The sequence below is a fragment of the Variovorax sp. EBFNA2 genome (genome assembly GCF_033802765.1).
GTDB classification, from domain to species: Bacteria; Pseudomonadota; Gammaproteobacteria; order Burkholderiales; family Burkholderiaceae_C; genus Variovorax; species Variovorax paradoxus_H.
Map to the genome: position 1 here is coordinate 688,986 of NZ_CP138497.1, position 14,077 is coordinate 703,062.

The 14,077-nt window shown below is 71.7% G+C and carries 3 protein-coding genes; all 3 read right to left on the bottom strand.

Going from position 1 to position 14,077, the window contains the following annotated elements:
• Nucleotides 1–59: 59 nt before the first annotated feature.
• The gene (locus RZE79_RS33700; protein WP_319361779.1) at nt 60–569 is read right to left on the bottom strand and encodes a hypothetical protein; all 510 of its coding nucleotides are present in this window, start codon (nt 567–569) and stop codon (nt 60–62) included.
• A gap of 421 nt (nt 570–990) precedes the next feature.
• Nucleotides 991–12,930: a filamentous haemagglutinin family protein gene (locus RZE79_RS33705; protein WP_319361780.1), complete on the bottom strand. Its 11,940-nt coding sequence runs from the start codon at nt 12,928–12,930 to the stop codon at nt 991–993.
• A gap of 115 nt (nt 12,931–13,045) precedes the next feature.
• Nucleotides 13,046–14,047, bottom strand: coding sequence for a FecR domain-containing protein (locus tag RZE79_RS33710; protein ID WP_319361781.1), 1,002 nt, complete (start codon nt 14,045–14,047; stop codon nt 13,046–13,048).
• Between the last annotated feature and the right edge of the window lie 30 nt (nt 14,048–14,077).

Below are 14,077 nucleotides of genomic sequence, written 5' to 3' on the forward strand. Positions count from 1 at the left end.
TGCCTGTCCATCTCGACAAGCGCACCACGCGTGTCGTGACTTCGCCAGTGCGTTCTCGGTCAGCTCACGCCTTCGAAGTGCTGTTCGGTAGTTCTGGCCGCCTTCGAAATTTCCAGGGCCGCCCGACGGATCGACAAGGTATCGAGGCGAGGCTGCAGCCGCTCGCTGGCCGCCAGTCCCGCGATGACTCGATCTCGCTGAGCGCGGTCGATCGCCGTCTGACCTGGCATTTCGAGGATCGCCGCCCCTGCCTCGTGCAAAAGTTGCACGTCGGGCTCGCTCTGCTCGATTCCTGCTTCCTCGCAGGCGCTCATCACCGCGTAGATGATTCCGCCGGCTCTTTGCATCAAACCACCCACATCCAATCCGATGAATGCATGGATGCTGGCGTCGACGATGTCGGCCTCCCAGGCGCGGCGGACAACAGCTTTTTCGTAGGGAGTCAAACCGGTCACGGGCTTGCGTCGGGTCTGCTTGCGCATTCTTTCAATGACTTGTAAGGAACGTCTGGATTTCATGACGAACCCGGAATCGAAATCGCCGTGCCGCTTGATGCTCGCGGGCGGCATGCGCTGCGATTGTCGCCCTCACCTCAAGCAAGGACATGGCGATCGGCAGGACCTCATGGCCATGGGAGCGTGACGACCGGATCGAACAAGTATGCCTCTGATCAAGGAGAGGACTTTTCAAGATTCGTTTGTGTTGTTGCGGACAACCACGACGCCGAGCATTCGCACCATGTGCGAAGCGTCAGGGCCGAGCGGACGAAGCCGCCCTGGGGCGCGCACCCCGACGAACGCCCGACTTCCCCGTTCAGCATGGGTGAAGATCCCAGACTTGGGGCAGGCCACGCGGGCCACGCAGGGTGCACGGGGCAAGCCGGCCTCGGGGGCGTACGCCCCGCTCCCTGCCCCGCCGCAGCGACCGCAACCGAACTCGTCCGGTCGATGCAGGACGCAAGTCGCAGCGCGCGGCCGGCGTCTGTCGTTCTCAGCGCCCCAACGTGCGCCGCTCCGCCGGCGTGAGTTGGTTGCGCTCGGCAGGCCCCATCGCCGAATCGCCCAGCACCTGCACCGCGCTGTCGCTGCGGTAGCCCGTGCGTTGAGGTCCCGCGCTTTCGCTGCTGACCGGTGCACCGGGAATGGGCTCGTTGCCGAAGCCCAGCACGCGCACCGTGAACACCGATGGCAGCGCCTGGCGTGCCGCAGTGCGTTCGCGTTGCACCGTGTCCTGCGCAGCCATGGCGGCCTGCGAAGCGGCCGCGCTGGCGCTGGTGAGCGCGCCCGCGTTGACCGCCGCGACCACCGGCAGCCCCCTCGACTCGCCCTTGGCCTGGACATTGGCCGCGTTGACCACCTGCAGCGCGGCCAGGTTCACGCTGCCTGAAACGCGGATGCCCGCCTCGCCTGCATCAATGGTGCCCAGCGGCGCGATCAGGTCCACGTCGCCCGGCGGCACCTCGGCGATCGGTGCCAAGGTGGCGATGCCCGCTCCGCTGCTGGGCACGTTGGACGACAGGCGGACATTGCCGAGCGCGTCGTAAGCGCGCTTGGGTGGCGTGTAGACCAGCGTGGTCTTGCTGCCGCGCCCCGCGTTGATGTCCCCCCGGGCCGACCAGGCCAGGATGCCGCCGCCGAAGGTGGTCATGATGCGCGACAGGCCCAGCAGCACGCTGTCGCGCGTGTAGATCTCGATCTTTCCCTCGCCCTGCGTGAGCAAGCCGGTGCTCGGTGGCGGCAGCACGCCGTTCGCACCCAGCGTGAGCCCGCCGCTGGGCGCGAGCACCTGGATGTCGCCCCCGAACTGGGTATGCACGCCCGCGCTGCCCTGGAACACGATGCTTCCGCCACCGGGGGGCTCGCGCCCCGGCAGCAGTGCGGCGATCGCCGCGCGTCCGCGCAGATAGCTGCCCGCGCGGCGGCTGTCGGGGTCGTTGTATTCGCGTCCGCCCTGGCGCAGTTCCTCATAGAACACCTCGCGCACCAGCACGCCCTGCTGCTCGCGCGGCAGCGCGAGGAAGGTTGCGAGCGCACCCTCGGGGCCGCCGTCGTAGCCGAAGCGTTCGCGCAGCCACGCCAACAGCCGGTCTTCGTACGTCTTCGCGACCTTGCCGCGCTGATCGGCCAGCGGCGCGCCCGCATCGGCCAGGTTCGCGCGATCGAGATAGCGGGCGGCGAAGCCAGCGTAGTCGGGCCCGGCAGCGCCCATGCCGGCCGCCAGCACGATCGAGGTGCCGGGCCGCGTGTCGCCCTCGACGATCGATCCGATGCTGCGCACGGTCGACGTCGCGCTCGAGTTCGCCGCCGCGAGGCCCTGCTGGAAGTTGCGACCCGCCGCGACTTCCAGCAGCCCCGGGCCGGCCACGTCGACCGTGGTGTTGAGAATGTCGCGCCCCGCCTCGAGCACCGAGACGTCCGTCGCCGCGCTGTGCGAGACATAGCCGCTGGCGAGGATGTCGCGCCCGGCCCGCATCTGCACCGGCCTGGCCGCGATGTAGTAGGGCTCTATTTCGTTGCCTGCCGGTCCGGTCAACGCCCGTCGGCGGCCAGTGCTGGCCACGATGTCTCCACGCAGGGCATACAGGCGGATCGGATCTGCGGCCGCGGCGTGCAGCAGCGTCGCGCGGTCCACGCCGTGGCCGAACAGCACGCCGCCTTCGAGCAGCGCTTCGTAGGGCGAATCGGCCTCGTGCGAAGGCCGGTCCATCGACGTGTAGTAGTTGCTCGCGATGGGCGTGCCGAACGCACTGAGCAGCCACAGCGGGCGCAGCGGCGTGGCCAGCGACTCGCTCGATCCGCTGGACATCGTCGCCTGGCCAAGCACATGGTCGCGCGCAAACAGTTCGAGGTGCCCCTGGCGCGATGGCGCCAGGCTGATGTCCACGCCGATCGAACCGTTGGCGGCGATCGCGGACAGGCGGCCCGCGTCGTAGCGCACCGGATCGGACTGCAGCGTCAGCAACCGGCGCTGGCGGATGTCGCCGCCGCTCGAGAAGAGTTCCAGCCCGCTTCGGTCTGTCCACAACGTGAAAGAACTGACGGCGGAGCCGTCCTGTCCATCAACCATCGCCTGCGTCTCGCCGCCGCGCAGCGGTAGCCGGCCGGCATCGCGCGCCGTGACGACGGCCAGGTCGCCACGCGCCTCGATCGCCATCGTGCCGTCGCCTACCAGCAGATTGAGTCCGCCAAAGCTCAGGCGTTCGCGGGGCGCATAGACGTCCGCCGCGCGAGGATCGCCGTCAGGCTTCAGGCCGTAGCCCGATTCGAGCGTCATGCCGACCGTGCCGGCACGCACCCGGGTATCGCCGCGCAGGTTGACCAGTTGCCCGGTGGTGATCGGCACGTCACCGGTGTCCAGGCCGGTGTTGATGCGCCCGCCGACGTCCAGGCTCAGACGCCCGCCTCCGGAGACCGCAAGCCGGCCGTCGTCGCCCACGCGGCCGCTGGAGGCGACGAACAGGTCGAGCGCGCTGGTGGTGGCGGCGAAGTCGTTCGGGCCCAGGTGGGAGGTCGAGCCGGCATCGCCGCCCGCGCGCACGGTCAGATGCCCACCGCCCAGGGTGCCCACCCCGCTGAAGCCCGCCAGCTCGATCGCCCCTGTGAGCGGCGACAGGACGTACTGGCCGAAGTTGATGCCCCACGCCGCGCGTTGTCCGAGCTCGCTCCCGCCCTGGCGCCACAGCCAGCGGCCGATGTCATTGGTCCACTTCAGGTTGCCCGAGTCGCCCATGGCAAAGCCGCGCACGTCGCCCTGGGCCGAGAGCAGCAGGTCCCCGCCGCCCTGGGTGAAGAACATGCGGCGCGCGTTCAGCGTCGCCTCGTAATCGGGGTAGCCGCCGAGCACCGAACCGTCCCCGCTCGTGGCGCGCGGCAGGTCCCAGGCTTGGCTGCCGCCGATCTGGGTGCCGGCGGTGTAGACGCCGAATGGCGTCTTCTGCCGGTAATCGCGGCCGGCCAGCAACTCGAGGTAGCCGGTGCCGGTGCGGATGACCGACAGCGCGGCCTCGGGCGAGACCTGCGTCGAGGCCTGGTGGGGGTCGTCGAGCAGGAGGTCGCCGCGCGCGCCGAGCCGAGAGGCCGCCATCAGCGTGCGCGTGTCGGCCGCGCCGAGGTCGGCACCGCCCACCAGCCGCATCGACCACGAGCGCATGTCGGGTGCGAGCATGTCGGCCACTGCCATCATGCGGCCCTGGCCGGTGGGGCGTTCGCTCCAGCCGAAGTCATCGGGCGTGTCGGGCGGCGGCGCAAAACCGTCGGAGATGCTGCCATTGACGACCAGGTTGCCGCCGGCGCGCAGCACCAGCACGCCCGGCTCGCCCGAGCCGCGCAGCGTGGGGTCGGCGCCTGGGCCGTAACGATGGCCCGAGAGATCGAGTTCGCCGCGCACCGCGAGATCACCCGCACTGCGCAGCTCGATGCCCGGCCGCAAGTGGAAGGCGTCGCCCTGCGCGCCCAGGCCCGCCAAGCGCGCCTGGGTGGCGCCGCTGGCATTGGCCGCATCGATGAACGAGGCGCTGCGCGCGTGCAGCCGGTCCAGCAAGGCCTGATCGACCACGGCGTCGGCCGGCGTGTCGTGCATGAACGCGTTGACCGCAATGCTCTGTGCGCCGCGCACCGCGAGGCCGGCGGCGGCGTCCACTGCCACGCTGTCGGTGCCCACACGAGGCGCATTGATCTCGAGCCGGCCTCGCGCCAGCGTGTCGGCTGCGCGCAGGTCGATCACCGTTCCCGCCCCCAGCCTGACAGTGCCGAACGAAGACCCCAGTTCGACCTGTGCGCGGTTCGAAGCCTCGATCGGCTGCCCGCGCCCGTCGAGCGCGAGCCGCGTGCCGCGCGCGTCGAGCACCGCGCCGGGCGCGAGCACGAGGTCGTCGCGCGCCGCAAGGCGGATCGAGCCTACGTCCTCGCCACTCGCGTCGATGCGGCCGTTCACGACGAGCTGCCCGCCGTCGGCCGACACCTCGATGCGGTTTGCTCGCAGTTCGTCGCCGATCGTGAGATCGCCCGTCTTCACCACGAAGCTGCGACCGCCGAAGACACCGCCTTCGTTGAGGCGTGCATTGAGCCCGGCGAAGTCGTCGAGCACACGGGCGCGCACGTCAATGCTGCCGGCTTCGCGCGCCAGCGGCGAAGCACCGAGGAAACGACCCGCGAGCATCACGCGCCCGTCGCTGCCGGTGGCCGTGACGCGGATCGAACCGGCCGGTTTGCCGGCCGCCGAGACATCGATGTGCGATCCCGCGGCCTGCGCCACAACGCCCTCGGCCGACTCGATGAGCAGGTCGCCGCCGCTGCTGGAACGCGTCACGTCGAAGAAAGCGAGCGCGCGGCCCGCCAGGTCGATCGCCGCGCCGTCGCCGAGCCGGATGTCGCGCTGCGCCTCGAGCACCAGCCGGCCGCTTGGCAATGCGACGGCGGTGTCGAGTGCGATCGAGCTTCCGGCCAGACGCACTTCGGCGCCGAGCGCGTCCAGATGCGCGGCGCCGGCGGTGGGCCGGGCGCCTTCGGGGGCCGTCACGCGCACCGCGCCGCCTGCGCGGTAGCTCATGAAGGAGCCGGCCTCGCCGGTCAGCAGCGGTGCGCTCAGCACAAGGTCGCCGCCGCTGCGGGCGGCCGGGTCGGTGCCTTCGCGGTACACCGAGAGCGTGGCGCGCCGGTTGGCCGTGATGCGTTCGCTGGCCTGCAGCGCGACGTTCGAGAAGCCAAGGACTTGGCGCTCGAGCGCTGCCTGGTCCTGTGCCCGCTGCAGCGGCCCATAGCCGAATTCGATGCGACGCGCATCGACGACCAGGCTGCCGGCGCCTGTGCCCGCCCCGCCGGGCGCCACGGCCCCGGGCGCACGGCTTGCGAAGGGCGACTCCGGCGCACCGGTGCCGGTCGACAGACCGTTCCAGATCAGCGTGTCGGTGGTGATGCGCGCGCTGTCGCTGGCCGTGCCCCATCCGTAGATCGCCGGCGTGTTCAGCAGCAGCAGCGCGGGAGCGCCGCCCTCCCCGCGCGCCGCGCGCAGGTCGAGGTCGACACTGCCGAAGAAATTGAGCGAGTTGCCCGCCGTCAGCGAGAGCTGCTCGATCGGCGTCTGGCCCGGTTCGGTGGGCCGCAGCAGCCGCTCGAGCATCTCCCGGCTCAGCCGCACGCCGGGGCCGATGGCGCCTTGCGCCTCGGCCGCAGCGAAGGACTCGCGCGTGCCCACCTGGATGGTGGGCGCTGCCATGCTGAGGTAACGCGCGTTGATCTGCGCCTCGCCGAGCACCACGGGGCCGCTGCTGAGGAAACTGACGGTGCCGCGGGTGCGCAGCATCGCGCCGTCCTCGATCGAGATCGAGCCCTGGGTTTGCGAGGCATCGCCCTGCGGCGGCGCGAAGTTGTAGACACCGTTGCCCACCGCCAGGATCGCGTTCGCGCCGTTGCTCGCCGAATCGAGGTAGACGTAGCCGTCGGTCGAGTCGAAGCCCACGGTGCTGCTGCGCGTGGTGTCGATCAGCGCGCCGCCCTCCACGCGCACGTCGTGGCCGGCCAGGAAGACCTGGCCCGCCGCTAGCCGGGCGCCGCTGCGTACGGCGATCGTCTCCTGCTCGGCGCCGGTGATCACCACGTGCGGGCCGACCTGCACCTGGGCCTGCTCCACGACGACGTAGACATTGCCCAGGCCGTACACGCCGCCCACGATCAGCGTGCCCGCATCGAAGGCGGAAAGCTGCCGCGCGTCGACGGTGGCGAAGCCGGGCGTGCCCGCCGCGTCCGGTGCCACCACCTCCATGGGTCGCCGGCCCGTCAGGAACAGGTTGCCGTCGAGCGCGCCATGTACGCCCGCTTCGCGCTGCAGGTTCGCCCGGCCCTCGAAGACGAGCACGCGGCCGGTCGCGCTGCCGGTGTCGATGTGCAGGCTCTGCGCATCGCGCTCCAGCCGAGGGCGCACCTCGCCGAAAGTGGCTGCGCGCGCCAGCGCGAAGTCGGCGTAGCTCGCCTCGTTGTATTGCGACAGACTGCGCACCGCGCGACCCGGCGTGAGCGTGACAGCTGTGGGCAGTGCGTTGCGCACAGTGGTGTTGGCGATCCCCAGATAGCCGCTGGCGCGGACCGAACCGCTGGCACGAAGGGCCTCGAACGGGCCCGACGAGCCCTGCGCGCCGAGTTCGATGCGCCAGGCGCCGGGCTGCAGCGCATAGGTCGAGGGCATCAGCGTGTAGGTGCCCGCGGGCAGCGCCCCCACCGGCGCATCGAAGGTGATCTGCTGGCCGATGTGCGGCATGCCCGCGCCGGCATCGGGACTGACCGGCGCGTAGGCGCCTGCGAAGGACGGCACCAGGGCGTACACCCCGGCGCCTGCGCTGCTGAAAGCGTACGTGGGGTTGGCGTCGATCAGCGGCGTGCGCAGCACGTCGACCGAACCGCCTCGGCCGGTGAAAAAGCCCGCGCCCGTGAGTCGCCCCCCACCCGAGACATCGAGCACCGCCCGGGACTCGGCCGCGATGCGCGATTGGCCGAAGGCGATGCCGGGGCGCACGCTGCGCCGGGGATAGTCCTCGGGCCGGCCGACCGCAGCTGCCAGCGGCAGGTACTCGACGGTGTCGCCGTTGTAGGCATAGCGCAAGTTGTCCACGGTGCCGCCATAGGGCATCACCAGGCCCGCCGCACTGGTCGACGTGAGGCTGCCGTCGCGCAGCAGCACGTCGAAGACCAGGTCTCTGAGCGGCGGCAACCCGATGCCGAACGCCGGTTGGGTGCCGAACGTGATCGTGCCCAGCGGTGCACGCACCACGCCGCCCTGGTCGATGGTCGCGGCCGCCAGCGTCAGCGTGCCGAAGACCGAGGCCGGCATCGCCGGCGCCGCGCCGGTGCCCCGGATCGTGAGCCGCCGCGCCGGGTCGAAGGTGTTGTTCTGCCCCGGCACGGCGCGCAGCGCCACGCGCAGGTCGCCACTGGCGCCGGTGGTCGGATAGAGCTGGGCTGCGGTCACCGTGAGGTTGCCGCCCGTGTCGAGCAGGCCGTTCGTGAAACGCACGTCACCGCGGCTGGTCAGTTGCACTTCGTCGAAACCATGGAAGTCCAGCGGGCGGGTTTCGATGACCCCGCCGTGGGGCGTGAAGTGCATCGCCTGGCTCACGCCGACTGCGCCGAACAGGGTGTCGGCCCGAACGTCGATGAGGTCGGCTTCGATCTCGAGTCGACCCGTGTTGAAGGTGGAGGTGCCGCTCGGCACCAGGCCCGACTGGAACTCGTTCTGCTGCACCGGAATGTCGACCTTGCCGTCGAGCAGCACATAGGGCGCGGCCAGCCGCACCCGCGCGGGTGGTGCGGCCGGCGAACTGGCGAAGGCGCCGCGCTGCAGCACGAGGCTTTGCGGCAGCTGCAGGTCGAGGTCGCCGTCGATGCTGAAGACGTCGCGGCTCCACAGCGCCAGCGTGCCGAAGCCGCCGGCGCGCACCTCTTCAGCGCTCAGGCGCGCGTGCGCGTCGATCAGCGAGCCGTGCGCCTGACCGGGGCGCAGGTCGGCCGCCGCGCCGCTGGCGGCGCGCTCCTGCGCCAGCGTCAGGACCTGCACGCGGTGCGCGTTGTTCAGCGGGTTCTCGAGCACCAGGTTCAGCGTGCCGCCGGCCGCCCCCTCCCCGCCCGCGGCAGCGCGCAGCCGCCCGTCGTTGAAGATGCCGCGCGACGAGCCGATGCGGATCAGCCCGCCGTCGCCGGCCAGCCCCTGGACACGCGCGCTGCCGGGTGGCAGGTTCCGCGGCGCGAGGTCGACCTCGGCCCAGGCGCCCGAGGCGTCGAGTTGCGCGCCGGGTCGCACGATGACATGCATGCCGGTGGTCTTCAGGTAGTCGCGGTCCGCGCGCGTGTCGTCCTCCAGACCGATGCGGATCGAGCCGCCGTCGGGTGCGATGCCGTAGCGCAGGCCATCGCCGTCGATCGCGACATGGGCGCGGCCCGCCGCATCGAGCACCGCATCGGCGCCGATCCAGATCGAGGTGCCGATCGGTGCGAGCCTCGGATCGGTCGTGCCTCGCGTGGCCGCGCTGGCCAGCACGATGTCGCCGCCGGGCGCGCTCACCCGGCCTTGCACCGTGAGCTGGCCCTCGGCCACGAGCCGTGCCTGCCGGCCCGGGTCGACGTCGATCTGAACGCCGTGCGCGAGTTCGAGTTGCGCGCCGTGCAGGCTCAGGTCGGCGCCGGCCCGGGTGGTCATGCGGCGGTGCGCCGCGTCCTCGGCGTGCAGCGGCGGCAGCCAGCGCTCGAGCACGCGCGCGGTGTCGGTGCCGCTCGCCAGTTCGGGCGCATCGGCCGCGGCGCGCAGCACCGGCATGCGCGGCGCGAGATCGTCGCGCACGCGCAGGCCGCCAAAGCTGGTGAGCCGGTATGTCGAGAAGCCGCTGTGCAGCAGCGCCGGGTCCAGCCGCAGCGCCGGCGCGAACGAGACCGTCTCGCTGAAATACGCGCCGCGCTCGATCACGCGTCCCGCGCGGTAGGCCACCGCGATGGCCGAGCGCTCGCCCGCTTCCTGGGTGAGCACATAGGGCGCCACCGGAACGCCGCTCGGGAACACGGCCGAGGGCAGCACGGTGCCCGGCGGCAGCGACCCGTTGAAGGCTTCGATGCGGGTGCCGGCCGGCACGGCGCTGCCCGCAGGCAGAAGGCCCTGCGACGTGATGATGGAGACGTCCTGCGGCAGCACCCAGTCGGCCCCGGTCACGATGGGCGCGGCATTGGTCGGACTCAGGGTGGACGGCAGCGCAACGTCCTGCACCGACACCGACAGCAGCGTGGAGGTGCGCACCGGCAGCCGTTCGCCGGCGCCGAGGTGCACGTCGCGCGCGAGCACCACGCTCAGCGGCAGCGGCGTGCCGGCCGCGAGGGTGCCGCCCTCGAGAAAGGCGTCGGCGCCGAACAGCACGTTGGCCGGCGACTGCAGCGTCAGCGTGCCGCCGCCGAGCACGCCGCTGGCGCGCAGTTCGCCATCGATGCGCAGCAGCGCGCTGCCGGGGTTCTCCTCGACATTGGACTCGACCCATGGCGCACCGGCCACCAGGCTCACGCTGCCGCCGTGCCCGCCCGCGAGCCGGCCGTCGCGCGCCAGCGTGGCGCCCGAGGACACGTCGACCAGGCTGCCGCGCTCGAGCGCAATGCCGCCGCGCGCCATGCGCACCGAGAGGCTGCCGCCGTCGACGAAGGCGACGCCCGCCTCGCCGTCGATGTCGCAGCCGTCACGCTGCTGGTTGGTCCACAGGCCGCGCAGGTCGAGCCGCGCACCCGCGGCGAGCACGAAGCTCGAGGCGTCGTCGCGCAGCAGCAACTGGCCGCCCGTGGGCGAGCCGGTCGTCAGCACCGGCGCCACATTGCCCACGGAGATGCTGCCGGCGCGCGCCACCACATCGGCCTCGATGCGCGTGGCGGGCGCAATGATCTCGAGCCGGCCGCCATCGGCCAGCCGCAGCGCGCGCTCGATGCGCACGTCACCGTTGGCCACGATCTCCAGGCCGCCCAGGCCGAAGCCCGACAGCCGCGCGGCGTCGAGGAACGCGGTGCCGGTGCGGGCGGCCGGCAGCGCGGCCAACGGATCGGCGCCGAGCGCATCGGCGATGTCCTCGACCTCGCCGATGCGCACCTGGGTATCGAAGGCGCCATCGGCACCCACGCCGCCGGTGCGGCGCAGCGCCAGCGTGCCGGCGCGCGCCACCGCGACCTGCGACTGCAGGTAGCCGTCCTGGGCGGCGCCTCGCGCCTGCGTCTGGCGCGGCCCGCGGAAGACGGCCGCGTCGATGTCACCCTCGAGCACCGCCGTGGGGGCGCTCACCACGAGCCGGCCCGCGTCACGCCCGACGGTGTAGCCGTTTTCCAGCTGGCGCTGCGGTCCGATCAGCGGGTTGTAGAAGTAGCCGGTGGTGTTCTTTCCCCAACGCGCATGCGCGTCCTCGAAGCCGCGGTACACGCCCTCGAAGGCCATGTCGGCGGGTGCGCGGTCGAGCCGATGCAGGCGCCCGTCGCTGCCCCTGAGCCAGCTCTGATTCAGGTACCCGGTGCGCACGTCGATCGAGCCGCCCGACAGGTTGATCTGCGAGCCGCGCTGCGTCACCACCTCGGGCGAACTGAGCGACACGGTGCCGCCCTGTGCCATCCATTCACCGATGCCGTGCGGCTGGTTGCCCAGATAGCCGCCGACCTCGAGCAGGCCGCCGGCGGTGTAGAAACGGTCGCGGTCGTACACGCCCGGCTTTGCCGGCACGTGCGACAGGCGGCGCCGGTCGATCCAGACGTTGGCGTTGTTGAGTTTGCCGGTGTCGCGGTTCAATGGTGCGTCGCGCTGCTCGTTGCCCTGGATGTTGACCTGGACGTTGTTGGACTCCATGGCCACGTCCACGCCGACGGCGCCGGACACATCCAGGCGCGCCCGCTTCGCCACCAGGACCCGCCGCTGCGCGCTCACGGCGATCTGGCCGCCGGTTGCCAGCACCAGCGCACCGTCCTCGAAATGCACGTCGCTGCCAGCGGTCACCTCCACGCGCGACAGGTCGCGCCGGTCCTGGAGGCGCGAGAGGTTGTCGAAGGCGCCGGGCGTGGCCAGCGTGCGCAGCCGGTCGAGCGCCGCCGATTCGCCGACAAGCGCTTCGCGCTGGCTGTCGAGCGCACTGAAGCGGTCGTCGGCGTCGATCAGCACGGCGGTGACCGCCTCGCGCCCGACAGCGACACGTCCCTTGGCATCGGCCGCCGAGTTCAGCAGGTGCACCGTCCCGCGCGTGTTGACGGTCGTGGTGGCGAGCGCCACGCCGTCCTGGCGCACCGTCCGGCCTGCCAGCGTGATGTCGCCCTCGGTCGCGACGATCAGGCCGCTGTTGCGCACCCGTCCCGCCGTGCTGTCGGGCGCGAACTGCGGCGCGACCTCGTTGCCACGCGTCGTCGAGAAGGTGTTGCCTTCGGTGCCCACGCCCTTGCGGATCGCAAAGCTGTCGCCGGCCGCGAGCTGCGTCTGGCCGCGCGCCGTGGCGATGCTGCCGGCGTTCTCGACCTCGTGACCGAGCAGCAGCACGTAGCCACCGCCCTGCGTGACCGACGTGCTCGCACGCGTGGCCAGGCGTGCACCGGCCTGCACCTCGACCTTGCCGAGCGCCTCGGTGAACACCGGCTGCGGCTGGCCGCCGGACGACGTGCTGTAGATGCCGTTCTTCCTGAACTGCTCGTCGCCGATGTGCGCCGCGGCCGCCACCAGGTTGCGCGTGTCGACCTGGCTGGTGCCGCCGAACACGATGCCGTTGCGGTTGACGATCAGCACCGTTCCGTCGGCCTTGATCTGGCCCTGGATGCGGCTGGGCCGCGCCTGCGGATCGTTGACGCGATTGAGCACGGCCCAGTCGGGATGCTGCTCGAACTCGACGGTGGTGTTGCGCCCGACGTTGAAGGTCTCCCAGTTGAGGATGGCGCGGTCACCGGTCTGGCGGATGGCGACCGTGGCGCGGCCGTTGGCCTGCGTCTGCTGCGGCGCCTGTGCGTTGAGCCAGCCCGCACTGAGGCTGTTGCCGTCCACCCGCAGGCCGCCTTCGGCCAGGCCGTCGGAGACCGAGGCTTCGCCCTGCGCCGCATGCCGCGCTGCGATCTGTGCCGCCTGCTGGGCTGCGATGCCACGCGCTGCGAGCTGCAGGTTGTCCAGCGAACGCTGCAGTTCGGCATTGGCGCGTTGCTGCTGCGCCTGCGGACTGGTCGACAGCGCCGCGGGTTGTCCATTGGGCAGCCGGCCGGTGGCGGCGGCCGTGGCCTGTGCCATGTTCTTCTGCGCCATCCAGCCAGGGCTGAAGGCGCGCTGCGCCTGCGCGTGGCCGCCGGCCAGTGCCATCGCGAGGCCGGCGACCGCCCAAGCCACGGGGTGCAGCGGCTGCGCGTGGCGGCTGCGGGAACGGGGGGGCGGCGGGGTTCGGCCTGTGGCGGCTCGCGGGGTCGAGAACATGGTGGCGGGTCCGTGTGTAAAGCGTCGTCGGCGTTGGGGTCTAGACCTAGACGTTGGGGCCGCGAAGACCCGCCAAGGGAATCCGACTTTTTTTCGCGGGCGTACCGCGCACCGCTCAGGCCAGCACGACGATTCCGCCCGGCCACCGCGTGGCGCGTGCTTCGAACAGCGCTTCGATCTGCGCGATGGCCTCGTCGAGCGCGCTGATCCGGAAATGTCCGCTCAGACGGCGGCCCGCGAGCGCATCGCTCGCCAGCACCACGCGCCCGCTGCGGTAGCGGTTGATCTCCTGCACCGCCTCGCTCAACGGCGTGGCGCGAAACACCAGTTCGCCGCGGCGCCAGGCCTGGGTCTGGCCCATGTCCGCCTGTGCCACAGGTGCCATGTCGCGCGCGCCGAACCACAGCTGCTCGCCGTCGCGCAGCGCGATGGTGCGCACGGGATGCCGAACTTCGGCGCGGCCCTCGATGCAGCTCACGCAGTAGCGCTCGCCCTGGCGCCGCACCGCCACGTCGCCCACGCCGGGCACGATGCGCGCGTCGCCGGCAAGCAGCTCGACGTGGGGTGCGCCAGATCCGCGTCGCACGATGGCCTCGCCGGCGACCAAGCGGATGCGCTCGCCCCCGCCGGTCGGGCCGCCGCCCTGGACCGCAAGGCTCGTCTGGGTGTTGAGCGTGAGCTCCACTTCGGCGGCCAGCGCCACGGTGGCCTGCTCTCCAGTGCCGGTGCGGTAGTCCGCGGCCAGCTCCGACCACGAGGGCCACAGCGCCAATGGCGGATGCACCACGGCCGCAGCCGCCGCCGCGGCAACGACACCCGCGCCGAGCAGCCCGCGCCGGCGCATGTCGACGGACGCGATGCGGTGCCCGGCGGTTCGTGCGGACGCGACGGAGGCCTCGGGAAAGAGCCGCCGGTGCGCCTGGGCGACGCCTTCGATCGCCTGCCACTCTCGCTTGGCGCGCTCGAAGGCTTCGCGATTGCCGGCACTGCGCGCGCACCACTGCGCGAGCAGGCGAGCATCCTTGCGCGTGGCCGCGCCCGAGCTCAGCTTGCGCACCCAGGCGCGCGCGTGCTCGTCGAGGCGGTTCGAAGCATCTGCGGAATCGTCGTCAGCCATGTTCGCAATCATCGGTGTCCTGCTGACTGG

What these genes read in the sequence shown, in the direction of transcription:
- RZE79_RS33700 (WP_319361779.1), bottom strand. Translation starts at nt 569, where the DNA reads ATGCCGCCCGCGAGCATCAAGCGGCACGGCGATTTCGATTCCGGGTTC.
- RZE79_RS33705 (WP_319361780.1), bottom strand. Translation starts at nt 12,930, where the DNA reads ATGTTCTCGACCCCGCGAGCCGCCACAGGCCGAACCCCGCCGCCCCCC.
- RZE79_RS33710 (WP_319361781.1), bottom strand. Translation starts at nt 14,047, where the DNA reads ATGGCTGACGACGATTCCGCAGATGCTTCGAACCGCCTCGACGAGCAC.